This window comes from Desulfosporosinus meridiei DSM 13257, assembly GCF_000231385.2.
GTDB lineage: Bacteria > Bacillota > Desulfitobacteriia > Desulfitobacteriales > Desulfitobacteriaceae > Desulfosporosinus > Desulfosporosinus meridiei.
Window position 1 is genome coordinate 1,127,020 of sequence record NC_018515.1, and the last position, 18,648, is coordinate 1,145,667.

The window sequence follows — 18,648 nt, forward strand, 5'->3', positions numbered from 1 at the left end:
TTAATTTAGTGTAAGTAAAGTATTGATATAACCAACTGGAATAGATGAGATTGCAGCATTAAAAATTAAAAAGCTGAGGCTTAGCCCTCAGCTTTTTAATTTTTAATTTTAATTAACAAAAAATGAATATTTAAACTGAGAAGCGTAAACAATTCCATAATAGTTGGCATTTCGAACACAGCGAGTCAAAACAAAATGAAAGGTGGAAGTTATAAATGCAATGGACACAAAACTATTCCGCGCTTGGAGGTAGTATTGGACTTACCGCATTAGTGGTATCTTTGCCTATCTTCTATTTACTATGGGCCTTAGCGGTAAAACGCATGAAAGGGCATATAGCTGGAGTAACCACGCTGATCTTTACGAATATTATTGTAATTCTAGTATACAAGATGCCAATAGGAGTTGCGCTTTCAGCAAGTGCCCTTGGAATACTAAATGGATTATTTCCAATTGCCTGGATTATTGTAACTGCAGTTTTCTTGTATAACTTAACTGTTGAAGCAGGTCAATTCGATATCATTAAGAGTTCAATCGCTTCTTTGTCCAACGACCGTCGTCTCCAAGCACTTCTAATTGCTTTTTCCTTTGGCGCTTTTTTAGAGGGTGCTGCTGGATTTGGTACTCCTGTAGCAATTACTGGTGCAATTTTAATCGGTTTGGGCTTTGAACCCCTCTATGCGGCAGGCCTTTGCCTGATCGCTAATACCGCTCCGGTAGCCTTCGGAGGAATTGGCGCTCCGATCATAGCCGCTGGTGCAGTAACCGGCGTCAATGCAGATATAATTTCTGCTGCAGTGGGTCGTCAACTTCCATTCCTTTCCGTTTTTATACCATTATATTTAATTATTCTAATGGCCGGCTGGAAAGGCGCCAAAGAGGTTCTGCCTGCTATTGCGGTTTCAGGTTGTTCCTTTGCTATAGCTCAGTGGTGGTCTTCTAACTACCTGGGACCAATGTTGCCGGATATAATTTCTTCACTGTTTTCACTTATTACCACAGCAATTCTACTCAAAGTTTGGAAACCCAAGAATATCTGGCGTTTTCCAAATGAGAAGAGTGAAAAGATCGAACAATACAAGAAATACTCCGGCGGTCAAATACTTAAAGCATGGTCTCCTTTCTTAGTGCTTACGGTTATGGTGGGAATTTGGGGCACAACAAGCTTTAAAAATTTTGTCACCAAACAGCTGGAATGGTTTGTTAATATTCCCCATTGGCCTGGGCTTGACGGCCTAGTCTATAAAACCATGCCAATTGTTACAAAACCGGCGGTTTACTCTGCTAGTTACAAATGGGATTTCTTCGCTGCTGCTGGAACCGCGATTTTAATCTCTTCAATAATCACAATGTTAATTCTTGGTGTTAGTCCAGCCAGGGGAGCAAAAGTAGCACGGGCAACCTTGAAAACTCTAATCTATCCTACCATTACAGTAAGCTCAGTACTTGGCTTTGCCTACATTGCTAACTATTCTGGATTATCTTATACACTGGGGATTCTTTTTGCAGGAACCGGTCATTTGTTTCCCTTCTTCGCTCCGGTTCTCGGTTGGCTCGGTGTATTCTTGACAGGGTCTGACACCTCGGCAAACGCCTTGTTCGGACAACTGCAAAATGTAACGGCTCAACAGGTTGGAGTAAACCCTGTTCTGACCATTGCCTCGAACAGTTCGGGTGGAGTTGTAGGAAAGATGATTTCTCCTCAATCTATAGCAGTTGCGACGGCCGCGACGGGTTTAGTTGGTAAAGAATCTGATCTATTCAGATTTACACTCAAACATTCGATCTTTCTCTTACTGCTAATTTGCATTATGACCTATCTACAGGCGTATGTCTTACCGGGAATGATTCCAGTTATTCAATAAAATCAAATAAATGTAAAAAATAAATAAATAAACCTAAAATGGGGAAAGGATATTTTTAACCTTTCCCCTTTATTTGAAATAAAATGCGTTTTACATATTGAAATACATTAACAATTGAATTAATATATGGTTAGGTGGTCTGACTATCAGACGAAATTTATAGTTTAAAAATACTATGGGGGGTAGATGAATGCTAGCTCGTGAAGTTATAGAAGATCTAATTAAAGTATTGGGTAAGGAAAACGTCCTCACGGAGCAGGAAGACTTACTGACCTATGCTTATGACGCGACGGCTGCGATGAAACATCATAAGCCGGGTGTCGTGGTTTCACCCCTTAATACCGAGCAAGTTGCAGAAGTTGTAAAGATAGCTAATCGCTATAAGATTCCGGTCTATCCACGTGGTTCGGGTACGAACTTAAGTGGAGGTACTATTCCTTCTGAGGACAGTATCGTTCTATCAATGCTTAACCTGAATAAAATCCTTGAAGTGGATCAGGATAATCTAACGGCAACCGTTCAACCTGGAGTAATTATTCAAGATCTGAATAACGCTGTACAGCAGTTTGGCTTGATTTATCCGCCAGATCCGGGAACAGTTACAACCGCTACTATGGGCGGTTCAGTTTCAGAATGTTCTGGAGGATTGCGTGGACTCAAGTATGGTGTTACCAAGCATTATATTATGGGTTTGCAAGTAGTCTTAGCGAACGGGGAAGTTATTCGCTGGGGTGGAAAAACCGTCAAAAATGTTACTGGCTATGATTTAGTAGCTCTCTTTACCGGAGCAGAAGGTACCTTAGGAATTATCACGGAAATTCTTGTGAAGTTAATCCCGGCACCTGAGGCTCGTAAGAGTATTATGGCTGTTTTTGATGATGTTGACAAGGCTGGAAAAGCTATTGCGTCAATTATCAGAAATAAGATTATCCCTGCTACCCTTGAGATTATGGACAATGTTACGATCCAAACTGTTGAACACTTTGTTCATGCTGGACTGCCCTTAAATGCTGAAGCAGTTCTGCTAATTGAAGTAGACGGGTATAAAGAAGTTGTTGAGCGGGAAGCCGTTTTGGTTGAGCAGATTTTAAAAGAAGAACAGGCTGCCGATGTCAAAATTGCTAAGGATGATAAAGAACGGGATCTATTATGGTTAGCACGTCGAAGTGCCCTTCCGGCCTTAGCTCAAAAAAGGCCTACCACGGTTCTAGAGGATGCTACTGTGCCCAGAAGTAAAATCCCCGATATGATCAAAGCCATTCGGAAAATCGCTGACAAGCATAAGCTCAACATTGCTACCTTTGGTCATGCCGGAGATGGCAACCTGCATCCAACGATCTTAACGGATGAGAGAGATCTAGACGAAATGAAGCGAGTTCACTTAGCTGTCGATGAAATATTCCAAACAGCGATTTCTTTAGGAGGAACTCTTTCCGGGGAACACGGAATTGGAGTTGCTAAAATGAAATACCTAGATTGGGAATTTGGTGAAGCTGGAGTTGCATTACTGCGAAGTATGAAAGAAGCCCTGGATCCCAACTATGTGTTGAACCCGGGGAAAATAGTGAGGAGGGACTAATCGTGTCCGTATATAATTCTCTGGATTCGATTACCGAAGAACTCCATAAATGCATGAAATGCGGAAACTGTATGGCAGTTTGTCCTATTTACAAGGAAACTCGCCAAGAAGTTGCCGTAGCAAGAGGAAAGATCAGCCTTGTCGAATTCCTCCTTTCAGGAGAAGCTGAAATGACTCAAGGGCTGGCAGAGCGTTTTTCTCTGTGTACAACCTGTATGGCATGTAATAATAACTGTCCCTGTGGAGTTAGATTTGATAAAATTATTTTAGCTGCTCGGGCTGAAGCCGTTCGTAAAAAGGGTCTGCACCCTGTCAAAAAGATTGCCTTTACGGCGCTTAAGATGCAGCGGATGTTTGATTTTGGTATGAAAACAGGCAGCATGTTCCAAGGCGTGGCCTTAAAACACGTACCTCATAAAAGTGATCGTATTGCCAGAATGCGTTTTGATATTGGCATTGGAACGGATAAAGTATTCCCAATGTTAGCCAGTAGGACACTGCGTTCGGAGTTTCCGGAAGTTGTTAAAGTCGAAAAACCGAAGATGAGAGTGGCCTTTTTCACGGGATGTATGATTAATTACTTCTACACTGATATTGGGAAAGCAGTTGTAGAAGTTCTCAAAGAAAATGACATTGAAGTTGTAATTCCTAAGGGTCAGGGATGCTGTGGAATTCCCGCCTCAGTAAATGGAGATGTTGCCTCGGCCAGTGCTTTAGCAAAACGGAATTTAAGAGCCTTTGAGAAGCTGGGCGCGGACGCTTTGGTAGTGGCATGTTCTTCCGGAGGAACTGCTTGGAAGCATGTCTTTGGTGAACTTTTGGACAATGATCCGCAGTTTAAGGCCTTAGCCGATAAATGGGCTGGCAAGTCCTACGATATTTCCGAATTCCTGATTCACAAAGTACCTTTCAAAAAGGAAGGTTTAGGACGAGTAAATCGTAAAGTGACTTATCATGATCCCTGTCACTTGAATCGTGGACAAGGGATTAATAAGGAGCCGCGAGAAATCTTAAAGAGTATTCCGGGTGTGGAATTGATTGAAATGAAAGAACCGGGGCGTTGTTGCGGGATGGCTGGATCTTTCAGCCTTGTGCACCCTGATCTCTCTGTACAGATATCTGATCGTAAGACAGCGGATATTGAGTTGACCCACACTGATACGGTGGCAACAGGCTGTCCAGCATGTAGGTTACAGCTAAAAAGCGGAGTGGAAAATGCCGGAATAAATGAAGAAGTTGTGCATACTGTCCAAATTTTGGCTGAATCATACCGAGCTGGCAAAAAGAAGTAAATCAGGGTGGTGAAAACATGGGAACACTTTAAGAATAAAGTGTTCCCATGTTTCATATAGTGGATAGCTATGGTAAACTAAGTACGGTTATGGTTTTACAACCGATGTGCGAGGAGTGAAAAAAGGGTGATTCTAAAACCCATTAGAACCCGAAAGATCTACGAACAGATTGTTGATCAGATCGGTCAACTCATTGCCGAGGGACAACTAAAGCCTGGTGACCGGCTACCCTCAGAGCGGGAATTAGTTGAACGGTTTCAGGTAAGTCGTGCGTCTATTCGGGAAGCGATCAGTGCCCTAGAGATGATGGGCTTAATAGAAGTGCGTTCCGGCGAGGGAACTTATATTAGGCAGGTTAATATTGAATCTGTTGTAACCCCTTTGGCCTGGATGCTCTTTATAGAAAAAGACACTGACCTGGAACTTTATGAGGCAAGAAAGATTTTAGAAGTTCAGGCTGCCGGATTAGCGGCTGCGAGAGCGGATGAAGATGAAATAAATGAGATGTTTGCAGCGTTAGAAATTATGCGGAAGGATCTCGAATTACATCATCTAGGTGAAGAGGCTGACCATTACTTTCATTATGCAATTGCTAGAGCGACCCATAATAAAATCCTCTTTCGCTTAATGAATACCCTTTCGGATACAATGAAAAAGGCCCTTAAAACCAGCCGCAGTAAGCTTTATGAACACGAAGACACCCCTGAAAAGTTGTTTAATGAGCATTTTTTAATATACGAGGCTATTAAAAATCATGATTCTGAGAAAGCTAAAAAAATGATGTTGGATCATCTAGTTGGAGTTGAGAACCATCTCGCTAAGTATATGATTGAGGATTAAAAATTAAAGAGGCAGAAACAAAAAACAGTTTCTAGCCTCTTTTGGCACTGCTCTCCAGAACAAACGGGATAATAAGAATGAGAGAGTTAGCCTACGGCAATCCTAATTATGTGAAAATGAATTAAGAAAGCAAGAAAGAATTGTGATGGACAAGAAGTAAATAATAGTGAGGACAAAACTATGACATGTCAAATGGTTTATCACAACGGTAATTGTCTTAACACAAAAAGACCCTATGCTCGTTCCTGTAAGCTATGTATTGAGAGTTGTCCCCATCAAGCTATCTCAAACTATCGTGAGCTTGATACTAAGAGTTGTACAGAATGCGGAGTTTGTATGGCTGTCTGCCCAAGTGGCGGCTTTGTAGATCATTCCATCGACAAATTCTATCAATATCTCCAAGAGGCTGAAGAAATTGTATTGAATTGTCCAAAAGCAGTCCCCGGTGGTTTTGAAATACCTTGTTTGGGAATGCTGGATAGGGATAGCTGGATGACCCTAATGCTGTTAGCCAAGGAAAAATCGGCAACAATTAGCACAGGATCATGTGCAGACTGTCCTGATCGCCAGGCATGTGCAATTAGCGTTGAGGCCTTTAAAGGGGTTCATGCGGACTGGCCGACACATCCTGTGATTCATATCAAGGTTCGACCGGATCAAGGGTCTGGGGAGGGGCATGAGGCTAGTATTAATAAGGCGCCCGGGTCAGGCGTTCAAAAGGACAGAACCTTGGGATGGAGGGAGAAAAGTCGGGAAAAGATCGAGGAATGGCTGCCGAGCCTAACGGCAGATGAGACTTATCATATCCCAAAATCTCGTCAGTGGCTCATTGAAGCCTTCGAGGCTTCCTCAGAAGAGAAGATTCCCTTTCAGGCTATTTCAATTGCGGATTCCTGTACAAGCTGCGGAGTCTGTGCAGCAATATGTCCTCAGGGAGCTTTACAGAAGCGGGAAGAAATGAACTCAGCCTCTAATGAGGAAGATTTGACCAAAGAAGATAGAATCACATCCCTGCGGCTGATTTTTGAACCTATGAAGTGTGTTCAATGCCATCGCTGTGTAGAGACCTGTCGTTCTCAGGCCTTAACCTTTAATTATCAACCATTGTCTCATAAACTAATAACCGGTAAAATACTAGTCCACGAAGGCAGCCCCAAGTATTGTAACCAATGCGGTAAACGCATTTTCGATAATGGAGACTTGTGTTTGGTTTGCGCTACAAGTGGTCCTGAAGGTGGAGGTTTTTTTACTCGCTAAATTTAGAAGCTTAAAGAACAACTTAGGAGAATAATACTAGGCATGGTGCCCGCCGCATCCACAGTGGGCGCTGTGCTCATGTGGTTTTTTCTTGCCTTCACGAAGGATTTGGCCCGTCATATGAGTCACATGAGATATTGGCTGCTGTTGAACCTCTTTAGCCAAGCTGATAACTTCCTGGATCTCTTCTTTGGTTAAACCGATGTTTAATCCTTCGGTTATTGATAGGCGTAGTGCTGCCAGGGCATTGCAAGCAACTGCCGCAGAAATTTGCGAAACAATTGTTGTGCGTTGATCAAGACTCATAATGAATTCCTCCCAAATGATTATTAGTATTAGCTTTCCTCAATCTTAGCACATAATAGTTTATGGGGCAAAATGCACGTTACATATCAAATGCTAATGAGAATCCTTGTGTCAGAGAAAGGAATTAATAATGAACGAGTATGATGTTATTGTAGTTGGCGGTGGCGCTGCCGGTATGATGGCTGCCGGACAAGCAGCCAGCGAAGGCGCAAGAGTTCTGCTTTTAGAAAAGAAGGAACGTTTAGGGCGAAAAATTGCGATTTCAGGTAAAGGACGCTGCAATATAACCAATGTTGAAAATGTGTCCGATTTTATAAGCCATTACCCTGGAAATGGCCGCTTTTTGCATGGAATTTTGAGAGATTTTGATAATGTGGCCTTGAGAGAGTTTCTTGCTAATTATGGCGTTGAGACCAAGGTTGAGCGAGGAGGAAGAGTTTTTCCCGTCTCGGATGATGCGGAAAAGATTGTTGAAGCATTTATTATCTTTCTTAAGAAAATGGGGGTTATTATTAAATCCGGTATTAGTGTAGAAGAGGTTCTGGTTGAAGATGGGCATGTGGTTGGAGTAACAGGAAATGGACAAAAGTACTCAGCTCCCCATGTGGTTATTTGTACGGGTGGGGCTTCATATCCAGCAACCGGTTCAAATGGGGATGGATTCCGATTCGCTCGAAAACTAGGACATTCAGTTATTACCCCCAGACCGGCGTTGGTTCCGCTTAAAGCGGCAGAGGGTTGGGTTAAAGAACTGCAAGGGCTTTCTTTGCGCAATGTGGAGGCTTCCTTATGGATTGGAGGAAAGAAACAGCATTCGGAATTCGGGGAAATGTTGTTCACCCATTTTGGAGTGTCTGGCCCCATTATTTTGACCTTGAGCCGACAAGCCGGGGATGCCCTTCGTGAGGGGAAGAAAGTCCAATTAAAAATTAATCTTAAACCAGCCTTAACTAATGAGCAATTAGATCTTCGAGTTCAGCGGGATTTTCAAAAGTATAGCAATAAACAGAGTAAAAATGCCTTTGATGATCTTATGCCGCAAAGTTTGATACCTGTCTTAATCCGCCTGAGTGGGATAAACCCAGATGGGGTAGTTCATCAAATTAGCCGGGAAGAACGCAAGGCTTTGGTTAAATTGTTGCAGGAATTATCGATTACTATTACAGACACCCTTTCTATGGAAACTGCTATAGTAACTGCCGGGGGAATTAATGTCAAAGAAATTAATCCCAAAACCATGGCTTCGAAATGTGTTGAAGGACTCTTTTGGGCCGGTGAAGTTGTGGATGTTGATGGGATAACAGGCGGGTATAACCTCCAGGCTGCTTTTGCCATGGGTTATAGAGCTGGCCGGGCGGCAGGAAATGTTATAGGATAGTTCATGGATATGAGGTCTGATTAATTAGCTTCTTGCATAAACTCTTTTCGAGGTGATGTACGTGCGTCGAAGAGGGAGTTTAATTGAGTTGTTATGGAATATGATCCAGCGAGGAGAACGACGAATCATTAGAGTTATGGTTTTAGCTTCAGTATTGCTTTTAGTAATGCAATTAAGCGCTGTAAGGGACCCTCTTGAATTCTACGTTTCTGTAGCGTCTAAGGTAGAAGCGCCTCCTTTAGAGTTGCCGGCACTTGCTCCCGCAGATCCTCAACAGTCGGCAAAAACCTGGATGATTACCTTAAAGGCAACTCCTGCTGCTCCAATTAGGGTGGTTCAAAATGGAACAGTTATCGCAAATTTAGCCAAAGGAGAACAGCAAATAGCCATTCAATCAGGTCAGATTCAACTTGACGGAATAGGTATTAATCAGACCGTAAAGGTACAGGTTATAAAAAGAGATAATCAATTGCTAGAGCCTCGTCAAAATCAAATTTTTATAATCCAGGGCAATATTCAGAACATGGTCATAAAGCAGTAATGTTGCAAAGCGCTCTCGGTGGTACTATAATTATTGGTAATAATTGTTGGGGGTTTTTCTCATAGAGTATAGATGAGAAAAGGAGGGTAGTATGGTAGGATGGTATAGGTATAGTATGATAAGCGAATAATTGAAGAATGGTGGGATGGTTTTTACAAAAATCAAAGGCACTGAGAAGTGTCTTTTTCTACCATTGTGGTTGTTAATTAGTTTGGAGAGGAAGAATGCTTAGATGACACAAAGCAAAAAAATCGCACTTGCTGCGTTAAAAATGGCTATGACTGAAAGTCGGGAAGAAGAAACCCTTTTGAAAGAATCTTATCTCAAAATGGGGGTCAAAACAGCTGCGGTTGATTATGGTGGTGAGTATATCGCTTCTGTTCGCAAAATTGTAGAACGTGCTATAGTAGCTGCCAAACGCGAAGGGGCGATCCGTGAGACCCATGGAGATGAGGGGGCTGTTGCTGGAGCCACGCGTGAAGCCTTAAGTCAAATAATGAACAAGGCTATAGGTTTGAATATTGGCGGAAAAATTGGTATTGCACGTCAAAATGATCATTTAAGTGTGGCAGTTTTTTTTGGAATTGGACTCTTACATTTAGATGAGGTGGCTGTTGGTCTGGGACATCGAGTTGCTCCCAAGGAATAAGGGGGGAAGAACGATGGTGCGAGGTATAAGGGGTGCGACCACGGTTGAGCACAATGATGCTGCGGAGATTCGAGAAGCAACCCAGGAATTATTGCAAATGATTCTCTCTGAGAATTCACTTTGCACCGAGGATTTGGTGAGTGCTATATTCACGGTAACCTCAGACTTAGATGCTGATTTTCCGGCATCAAGTGCCAGGGCGATTGGCTGGCAGCTGGTACCGCTTCTATGTTCCACAGAAATACCAGTTCCCGGTGCACTTCCCTATTGTATCCGCGTTCTGCTGCACGTTAATACTGAACGCAGTCAAAAGGAGATTCGCCACATTTTTTTGCGAAATGCGGTAAAATTACGTAAAGATCTTCTCGAGGGTGATCCCGAAAAAGATTAGACACCAAGCTATAGTAGGAAGAAGGAGAGCGCGATGAAGCTAATCGCTCGACGGAAGGAAGAACAACAAGAAACCACTACGGTTCGAGTGGGAGATGTTATCATCGGGGGCCCTCAGTTGGTCGTCATTGCCGGTCCCTGTGCTATCGAAAGTTATGACCAGCTGCTCAGCACAGCACTGGAGGTTCAACGTCTTGGCGCTACAATGTTAAGAGGTGGTGCTTATAAACCAAGAACTTCTCCCTATTCCTTTCGAGGTAAAGGTATAGGAGGCTTGGAAATGTTAGCTCAAATCAAAGCATTAACCGGTCTGCCGGTGGTGACTGAAGTAATGGATGCACGAGATATTGAACGAGTTGGGCTAGTTGCGGATATGTTTCAGATTGGTTCTCGAAATATGCAAAACTATACTCTCTTAACTGAGATAGGGAAAACTAAGCATCCTGTCTTTCTTAAAAGGGGTTTAGCTTCTACTTTAGAAGAATGGATTTATGCTGCAGAGTATATCATGGCAGAGGGTAACGATCAGGTAGTATTATGTGAACGAGGGATTCGAACCTTTGAGACCTATACCCGTAACACAGTGGACATAACAGCTATACCTGCGTTAAAGGAGTTAACTCATCTGCCTGTTTTTTTAGACCCGAGTCATGGTACAGGAAAAAGGTCGTTGGTTAACCCTGTTGGTTTGGCTGGAGTTGCCGCGGGTGCAGATGGATTAATGATCGAAGTCCATCCTCAACCAGAGCTTGCGTTAAGTGATGGAGATCAATCCCTCAATTTTCATAATTTTGAAGAATTCATGGATAGACTTAGACCTGTTGCGCAGGCTGTAGGACGAGAAGTTATTTAGATCAAATTATTTAGCTGCTTTTCAAGAATAAGAAGAGACCGGATTGCTGGTAAGTGCGGCAATCCGGTCTCTTCTATGTTGATGGACTAATCACAAAATTTATAGCCTACTCCCCATACTGTCAAAAGATACTCCGGATGGGCAGGGTCAAGCTCGATTTTCTCCCGGATTTTCCTGACAAAAACTGTAATGGTTCCGGGACTTCCCAAATATTTTTCTCCCCACAGATTATCAAAAAGCTGCTCTCGCGTAAACACTTGGCCGGGATGTTCCGCCATAAACCATAGGAGTTCAAATTCTTTGGAGGTGAAGTCAACTTTTTCCCCTCGTACTTGTACTTCAAAACTCTTATTGTTAATTTCTAAATCCTTAATCACAATACTATCCTCATTTTTAGAGGAGCTGGTGGATTTCTCTTTTAAAGAGGCTCTGCGAAAGATAGCTTTTATGCGTAAAGTCAGTTCTATGGGACTAAAGGGTTTAGTAATATAGTCATCAGCCCCCATGTTGAACCCCACACTCTTATCGACAATATCCCCTTTGGCCGAAAGCAAGATGATTGGAACATTACTGATTTGACGAATTCTTCGACAAACTTCGAAGCCATCAATTTCGGGGAGCATGACATCAAGAATAATCAGATCTGGCTTTTCGAGGGCAAACATTTGCAAAGCTTTTTCTCCGTCGGCAGCATAAGAAAAGTCATACCCCTCTTTTTGAACAAGATGCTCTACTATGGTATGAATTCTTTCATCGTCATCCACCAACATTACTTTTAAACGCTCCAGCATTTTCACCCTCTTTTTCACTTTATTCAATATCCCAGACAGGAAGACCGACAATGAAAGTACTACCTCCGCCAGATCTACTTTCTACCTTAATCCAGCCTTGATGGAGTTCTACTAATTCTTTGGCTAAGGCTAGACCCAAGCCGGTTCCTCCGTATTTACGCGAAGAAGAACTATCGGCCTGGGTAAACTTTTCAAAAATATAGGCTTGATATTCTTCTCTGATTCCTATGCCATTGTCGGTCACTTTAATAATGATCTCTTTTCTTAGATCATCAAATTGAACTTGAATTCCAACCTTGCCCCCTTTTTCCGTGAACTTGACAGCATTTCCAGCCAGATTTTCCACAACTCTGCGTATCTTCTCCGGATCGGCTTTAGTTAAGGGTACATCGGGAGCGACTTGAACCTGAAATGCCAATTCTTTGCTTTGAGCTAAAGGGGCAATGACACTCTCCACAGAAGCTACTATGTCGGTCATATCTAGAACTTCTAACACGAGCTGATCTTTCCCTGCTTCAATTTTGGCCAGATCCAGAATGTTATTGATCAGCCTTAGCAGGATTTGGCTGTTCTGGAGTACTTCCTTCAGATAGTATTGCTGTTTTGTATCTTTTGGAGGAATCCCAACAGAGATAAGTTCGGCGAAGGCCATGATCGATGTAAGAGGAGTTCTTAACTCGTGGCTCATAACTGCTAGAAATTCTGATTTATAAAGATTGCTTTCTTTTAATCTGAGATTTACCTGTTCAAGCTCCTGTTTATGCCTTTGTAAAAGCAAATTGCCTTTTTCTAATTCATCCGTTCGCTGTTCTACTTTTAATTCCAGGTTCGTATATAAATCCTTCAGCTGTTCAATCATAGTCTGAAAATGTTTGGTCAGCCTTTTTATTTCTCCCTTAGCCTTCAGATTAGTTAGATTTACATCCCATTTGCCTGCTCCTACTTGAGCAACAGCCTGCTCCAATTCACCCAGAGAGCTTGTCACCATTTTGGTTACTAAAGAATAGATACCAGTGACACACACTAAAATCAGAATGACGGAAAAGAAGCCATTGCTAAATAAACTTCTCTTAGTATTGTCCATATAGATATCCATGGGCATTGTCAGACTAACGGCTCCGGCAAAATCCCCGATAGCCAGACCTTCCTTGGCGAATCCGGAGATGTCGAGTTCTCCTTGAGGCTGTCCATGACAGTTTAAGCAATTTTCGTCGATACTTAAAGGGGACATATAGCGAAAAACCATTTCCCCCTTCTCTTCTTTGATAGCAAAATATTCCGTTGTGGAGGGATTTTCCTTAAGCCTGGTCAGACCCTCAATTTCAAATTCATCTGGGGCATTTAAGACGTTCCTATATTGTAGATTGGTTGGGTTTATCCTGTATTCCGTTTCGCTGGCCAGCATCATCCCTACTCCCATAGCCACCGTGGAACAGCTTAAATGCTTGAACTCAAAGTTGCCTTTAGAATCGTAATTGATCTTATTCTGATTGATAGCTACGAATTCCATCAAAGCTTTTTGCTGCTCAGAGATAATCTGAGCTTTTTCTATTAGCTCTCGCTCAGTCTGTTTTTTCTCTTCAGAATAATCCCAGGAAAACTTAATTCCCATCACAGTAATAATTATGATAACTGTAGCCAACATGAAACGAAACGTTAAATTATCCCTTACTCCCCCGAAAAATTTGCTATTTTGCATAGCTTACCCCACTTTGCCTTGTATTATTATCCCCTGTTCGGGTTACCTGTTACTTCAAGTAAGGGTTTAGTTGGTATTTATTGTTATAGAAAAAAGTAATTACGATTATTAAAAAGTCTATCATATTCTCGGCGTTTTGTAATTTTTTATTTTTAGGAAATTTGTCTTTAGTATCCAATTTAACTAATTAAAAAAATAATATTATATTAATAATCTATTAATATTTAACAATAAGATCATTAATATCTTTGTGTTAAGCTAGAAATTAGTACTGCTTATAAAGTTTTAAATGTAGCTATTATTAATAAAGGGGGGCAAATTAGATTCTTTTATGTGAATTATTTAGCTTTCTACTTGTTTTATAAGGAGGTTATTACAACAAATGGCTAATTTTATGGATAAAGTTAACAGTCTGAACCTTAGTCGAAGAAGTTTTATTAAGGCCAGCACGGCTGCAGCTGCCAGTTTATCCTTAGTGGGTTGTGGCAATACATTAAAGACAGCGGGTGTTGATCAAGCTGCAAGTCAGGAAGGCAAGTGGATAACTGCTGCTTGTTGGCATAATTGTGGCAGCAGATGCTTGAATAAAGCATTTGTGATTGATGGTGTGGTTATTCGCCAAAAAACCGATGATACCCATCCGGATACTCCGGACTTCCCGCAACAAAGGGCTTGTCTGCGCGGACGTTCTCAACGGCAGCAGGTTTTTGGTGCTGATCGACTAAAGTACCCCATGAGACGGAAAAACTGGGCTCCAGGTGGCGGTCAGAAGGAGCTGCGGGGTAAAGATGAATGGGTCAGAATTTCTTGGAAAGAAGCTTTAGATTCCATTGCGGGTGAAATGAAACGGATCAAAGAAGAACACGATAATCGGGCCTTCTTTGCCGATGGTGGCAGCGTATCAAAGATTTTAAGTTTATATGGTGGTTATGTAGGTAATTGGGGCACTACATCCCGAGGTACTTGGCACGGTACCAATGGCCCCATTGGCTTTACCCCCTCGGCAGTTGAGGGTATCAATGACCGCTTAGATATGCGCAATTGTGAAACAGTGATTATGTTCAGCATGAACCCGGCTTGGAGTGCCGGAGGGAATCCTTCCTATAATTTTCTCCAAGTGAAAAAGGCCGGTGCTGAGTTTATTGGAGTTGACCCCTATTATAATGATACCTATGCTTTATTAGAGGCGGACTGGATTCCTACTCGTCCGTCAACGGATACGACTCTGCTGTTAGGAGCCGCTCATACTTTAATTGTTGAAGACAATCCCATGACCAACCCTTTAATTGACTGGGAGTTCTTAAAAAATAATACCATCGGCTTTGATGCCGATAGTATGCCGGAAGGTGCTGATCCAAAGGAGAATTTTAAGGACTATGTCTTAGGGACCTATGACGGTGTGCCTAAAAGTGCAGAGTGGGCTTCTGAGATTTGCGGTGTAGAGCCTGATCAAATCCGTTACCTGGCTAGAGCTATGAATAAAAATAAGAAGGTTGCTATCATCTTTGGCTGGGCCTCTGCCCGAACCCAAAATGCGGATAGTCTTCCTCATATGGTGATGACTATCGGAGCGATGACTGGGCATATCGGAAAATCAGGCCATATGTGCGGAGTAAGTTGTCATACCGGCTCCAGCAATGGCGGGCCTTCCTTAGTAAGCCCTGGCGGCAATGGTTTGCCCACTGTAAAAAATCCTGTCACAGATAGTATGAATCATACGGAAATGTGGAGAGCTATTCTTGAGGGCAAATACAATTTTACGGGCAATATGCAATGGCTTAAAGGCGAAATGCGGGATATTGACATTCACATGATTTATCATGACACGAGTGCCAGGCTGCAAACCGCTGATGGCATGACGAAAGGGATCGAAGCTCATCGTAAAGTCGATTTAGTCGTTAGCCATGCCCAATTCTTGACCACTAACGCTAAGTATTCCGACTTCGTGCTTCCCTTGACCACTGAATGGGAAAAACTCGGCGGGTTCGTTACAGGCAATCGGGAAATTCTGATTATGTACTCTCAAATCACCGAGCCGATGTATGAATGTCAAAGTGATGAGTGGATAGCTATGGAATTAGGCAAACGTCTGGGAGTAGATCCTAACAAGGCATTTCCTATTGATTCTAAACAACAGCTTTTCAATCAAATCGCCGGTGCCACTGTCATTGCCGAGGATGGAGTAACCAAAGAGCCTTTGGTTACCATTACTGAAGCGGATATTGCTGAGCGCAAGGTAAAAGGAAAACCGCAACAAGGCAGAATTAGCCTGAAAGAATTTCAAGAAAAAGGGATTTATCAAGTTGAAAGAAAACCCGGCGATAACTACGGCTTTATTGCTTTAAAGGAATTCCGGGATGATCCGGCAGCTAATCCACGCAAAACCACCAGCGGCAAAATGGAGATCTATTCTCAGGCCTTGGCTGATAGAATTAACAATATGGGTTATAGCAAAATTAGACCTATTCCCACCTACACTCCGCCGGTTGAAGGATATGAGGCCACCTTTAGTGATTGGAAAGGTAAAGTGAAAGGGGATTATCCTTACCAGGTCATCAATCCCCATTATCTACGCCGTTCACATTCTGTTTTCGACAATGTTCAGTGGCTCAGAGAGACCTGGCCCAACCCCGTCTTCATTAGCGAAAAGGATGCTAAAGAATTAGGCATCAGCGATGGGAATACGGTTTTATTGACCAGTCAGCATGGCAAGACCTTGCGTACTGCTTGCGTTACTGAGCGTTTTATGCCTGGGGTCGTTGGCTTGCCTCATGGTTCATGGGTTGACATGGATGAGAAAACAGGAATTGATACTGGGGGCGCAGACAATATTCTTTGTGGTCCGGTGTCGACGGGGCAAGGTGCATCAGGCTGGAATAGCTGCGTGGTTAAAATGGAAAAATATTCAGATCTGCCATTAACTCCCGACGTTAAAAAACCACAAAGAATTATTTTCTAGAAAGGAGAGTGGGCGAGAATGGGACGTATGGGATTCTATTTTAATATGACGACTTGTATAGGCTGCCGAACTTGTCAAATTGCTTGTAAAGATAAAAACGATCTAAAGATAGGTACTATCTTTAGACAAGTAAGAAATTTTGAAACGGGTGTTTTTCCGACTCCTGGTGTGTACCATTATTCGGGAACCTGTAATCATTGTGCTAATCCTAAATGCGTAGAAGGTTGCCCTACCCGTGCTATGCATGTTGATGCCGATGGTACGGTACAGCACGATAAAACCAAGTGTATTGGCTGTCGTTATTGCACTTGGGCTTGTCCTTACGGGGTTCCTCAATTCATTGAAGAGTTAGGCAAGGTAAGCAAATGCGATGGATGTAAGGATCTTCGGGATCAAGGAGCAACCCCTGTTTGTGTGGAGGCCTGTCCGATGCGTGCTCTGGAATGGGGAGAGCTGGAAGAATTAAAAGCCAAACATGGCAGCGACATCACCAATGATCTGCCGATTCTCCCGCCTTCCTCTACGACCAACCCATCGGTGCTTATTAAAGCAAAAGCCATAGCCAGGCAAAAAGATTTCCGAAAAAAGGAGATTTAGAAAATGGACGAAACAGCTTTATTGATATTTACCCTTTGTCTGCAGGCTGCTATCGGCAGCATGATCTTTATTACCTTAGGGAAACAGCTTTATAAAGACAAACAGTTTAAAGTTGCCGCACTAATCTCAGCGGGCTTAAGTGTTGCAGGAGTTTTGGCTTCCTTTGTGCATTTAGGGCAACCCTTTTCGGCTTTAAATTCCCTCTCTAACTTAGGGAGTTCTTGGTTAAGCAAGGAAGCTCTGCTGGCAGGAATCTTCATGGGTATCGCTGTGCTATACGCTTTCGTCCAATACTACAGGCCGGAGAGCCAAGGTCTTAATACAGTCTTAAGATGGGCTGGATGTGCCGTCGGTCTTGTCACCGTCTTCTCCATGGCTAAAGTATATACCATGGCCAGTGTGCCGGCTTGGGATGGAATGAACACCTTTGTGGATTTTTATACAACAGCCATAGCTTTAGGTGCGCTGATCTTCTTAGTGTCCGGCTTTAAGGAGCTAAACGAAGCTAATCATAGACTTCTTCCTTTTATCGTTTTAGTTGCAGTAGTAATTCAAGCTGCTGTAGCGGTTCCCTATGCTTTTAGCTTAGGACAGAACGGGATGGCTGCTCAAGAGAGTGCTAAGGCACTTAGTGATATGGGCGTAGTCATTGCTCTGAAATGGCTGCTTATTCTAGGAGGGGCCGGACTTCTTCTGTGGCCGGCCATTGAGAAAAGCGGTACGACGGGGTCTAAATCTGCTGCAGGAATGATTTATGTGGCGGCGGCTATCTTGTTAATCGGTGAGATAATAGGCAGATATGTTTTCTATGCTTCAATGATCACCTCTCACATTGGTTTGACTTAAAATACGGATAAAGGGAGGTTTAAATCTATGAAAACCGAATCTAGGCAGGATGATATTGCAATACTCTTGGCAAACAGAACCTATCTATATCGTTTATTGCAAAACTCATTTGGAAATGAACCTGCCCTAGAGACAATCCGGATTCTAAACAGCGATCATACTCAAACCTCACTAGCTTTACTGTCTTTAGAAGATAGCCTAGATCTTGTCAGAGATTTTACGGAGCAATTAGAAGAGAATGAGGACGATGCTCTGGACGAGGTTCGCATTGAATATACGCGGTTGTTTCTCGGTCCAACTAAATTGCCTGCTCCTCCTTGGGAATCTGTTTATGTAAGCAAAGAGAGGCTGATATTTCAGGAAAGCACCTTAGAAGTGCGCAAGTGTTATTTGAAATATAACTTTCTCCCTGCTCAATATCGTTTTGAGGCCGATGATCACCTGGCTTTAGAATTAGATTTCATGTATAATCTCAGCAACCTTGCTGAAATCGCCTTCCAAGCAGAAGATATTGTTAAGTTTAGAGCGATTTTAAAGGATCAAAAGGCTTTTTTGACGGAGCATTTACTTGTCTGGGTTCCTCAGTTTGCATCGGATTTGGAGGCTGCCAGGCCTCATTCCTTCTACAGAGGTATTGTCTCTCTATTAAAGAGATACCTAAAAACAGATATAAAGGTTATTGATGAAATACTGACGAGCCTTTAAGTTTTTCTCGGGAATTTGATATAACTTCACATCGCAATAAAACAAGGTGGACTTCTTTTTCTAAGGAGTCCACCTTGTTTTGAACTAGTGGGAAAACCTAT

Annotated in this window: 16 protein-coding genes and 1 pseudogene; 14 read left to right on the forward strand and 3 right to left on the reverse strand. The window is 42.6% G+C overall.

Going from position 1 to position 18,648, the window contains the following annotated elements; genetic code table 11:
• Positions 1–215 precede the first annotated feature (215 nt).
• From DESMER_RS05255 to DESMER_RS05275, 5 genes are all read left to right on the forward strand, one after another.
• Positions 216–1,865, forward strand: coding sequence for an L-lactate permease (locus tag DESMER_RS05255; protein ID WP_014902032.1), 1,650 nt, complete (start codon positions 216–218; stop codon positions 1,863–1,865).
• A 190-nt stretch (positions 1,866–2,055) separates the two neighbouring features.
• Entirely contained in the window at positions 2,056–3,444 is a 1,389-nt protein-coding gene (locus DESMER_RS05260) for an FAD-binding oxidoreductase (protein ID WP_014902033.1), read from the forward strand.
• A 2-nt stretch (positions 3,445–3,446) separates the two neighbouring features.
• Complete coding sequence (locus tag DESMER_RS05265; protein WP_014902034.1) at positions 3,447–4,736, forward strand: (Fe-S)-binding protein; 1,290 nt, start codon at positions 3,447–3,449, stop codon at positions 4,734–4,736.
• Between the two features lie 126 nt (positions 4,737–4,862).
• Positions 4,863–5,576: a FadR/GntR family transcriptional regulator gene (locus tag DESMER_RS05270; protein ID WP_014902035.1), complete on the forward strand. Its 714-nt coding sequence runs from the start codon at positions 4,863–4,865 to the stop codon at positions 5,574–5,576.
• A 180-nt stretch (positions 5,577–5,756) separates the two neighbouring features.
• Positions 5,757–6,833 (forward strand): 4Fe-4S binding protein, encoded by a 1,077-nt coding sequence (locus DESMER_RS05275; RefSeq protein ID WP_014902036.1) that lies wholly within the window; start codon positions 5,757–5,759, stop codon positions 6,831–6,833.
• Between the two features lie 36 nt (positions 6,834–6,869).
• On the opposite strand, the gene DESMER_RS05280 is transcribed toward DESMER_RS05275, so the two are convergent.
• The gene (locus DESMER_RS05280) at positions 6,870–7,139 is read right to left on the reverse strand and encodes a hypothetical protein (protein ID WP_014902037.1); all 270 of its coding nucleotides are present in this window, start codon (positions 7,137–7,139) and stop codon (positions 6,870–6,872) included.
• Between the two features lie 130 nt (positions 7,140–7,269).
• On the opposite strand from DESMER_RS05280, the gene DESMER_RS05285 reads away from it, so the two are divergent.
• From DESMER_RS05285 to aroF, 5 genes and pseudogenes are all read left to right on the forward strand, one after another.
• Positions 7,270–8,517 (forward strand): BaiN/RdsA family NAD(P)/FAD-dependent oxidoreductase, encoded by a 1,248-nt coding sequence (locus DESMER_RS05285; protein WP_014902038.1) that lies wholly within the window; start codon positions 7,270–7,272, stop codon positions 8,515–8,517.
• 88 nt (positions 8,518–8,605) lie between these two features.
• Complete coding sequence (locus DESMER_RS05290) at positions 8,606–9,058, forward strand: hypothetical protein (RefSeq protein ID WP_242831051.1); 453 nt, start codon at positions 8,606–8,608, stop codon at positions 9,056–9,058.
• A gap of 232 nt (positions 9,059–9,290) precedes the next feature.
• Positions 9,291–9,707 carry a HutP family protein gene (locus tag DESMER_RS05295; protein ID WP_014902040.1) on the forward strand — a complete coding sequence of 139 codons (417 nt, stop codon included), beginning with the start codon at positions 9,291–9,293 and terminating at the stop codon, positions 9,705–9,707.
• Between the two features lie 13 nt (positions 9,708–9,720).
• Positions 9,721–10,098 carry a chorismate mutase gene (gene aroH, locus DESMER_RS05300; protein WP_014902041.1) on the forward strand — a complete coding sequence of 126 codons (378 nt, stop codon included), beginning with the start codon at positions 9,721–9,723 and terminating at the stop codon, positions 10,096–10,098.
• Between the two features lie 27 nt (positions 10,099–10,125).
• Positions 10,126–10,950 (forward strand): annotated as a pseudogene (gene aroF / locus DESMER_RS05305) (3-deoxy-7-phosphoheptulonate synthase); the annotation flags it as partial.
• An 86-nt stretch (positions 10,951–11,036) separates the two neighbouring features.
• On the opposite strand, the gene DESMER_RS05310 reads toward aroF, so the two are convergent.
• Together DESMER_RS05310 and DESMER_RS05315 are read right to left on the reverse strand one after the other, a co-directional pair.
• Entirely contained in the window at positions 11,037–11,741 is a 705-nt protein-coding gene (locus DESMER_RS05310; RefSeq protein WP_014902043.1) for a response regulator transcription factor, read from the reverse strand.
• A 19-nt stretch (positions 11,742–11,760) separates the two neighbouring features.
• The gene (locus DESMER_RS05315; RefSeq protein WP_014902044.1) at positions 11,761–13,440 is read right to left on the reverse strand and encodes an ATP-binding protein; all 1,680 of its coding nucleotides are present in this window, start codon (positions 13,438–13,440) and stop codon (positions 11,761–11,763) included.
• Between the two features lie 382 nt (positions 13,441–13,822).
• On the opposite strand from DESMER_RS05315, the gene DESMER_RS05320 reads away from it, so the two are divergent.
• Genes DESMER_RS05320 through DESMER_RS05335 form a run of 4 tightly spaced genes read left to right on the forward strand, consistent with a single transcriptional unit; the run spans position 13,823 to position 18,547 of the window.
• A complete protein-coding gene (locus DESMER_RS05320) occupies positions 13,823–16,399 on the forward strand; it encodes a molybdopterin-dependent oxidoreductase (protein ID WP_014902045.1) in 2,577 nt (858 codons plus the stop codon).
• Between the two features lie 18 nt (positions 16,400–16,417).
• A complete protein-coding gene (locus tag DESMER_RS05325) occupies positions 16,418–16,996 on the forward strand; it encodes a 4Fe-4S dicluster domain-containing protein (protein WP_014902046.1) in 579 nt (192 codons plus the stop codon).
• Between the two features lie 3 nt (positions 16,997–16,999).
• Complete coding sequence (locus tag DESMER_RS05330) at positions 17,000–17,842, forward strand: dimethyl sulfoxide reductase anchor subunit family protein (RefSeq protein WP_014902047.1); 843 nt, start codon at positions 17,000–17,002, stop codon at positions 17,840–17,842.
• Between the two features lie 27 nt (positions 17,843–17,869).
• Positions 17,870–18,547: a TorD/DmsD family molecular chaperone gene (locus DESMER_RS05335; RefSeq protein ID WP_014902048.1), complete on the forward strand. Its 678-nt coding sequence runs from the start codon at positions 17,870–17,872 to the stop codon at positions 18,545–18,547.
• Positions 18,548–18,648: the final 101 nt, after the last annotated feature.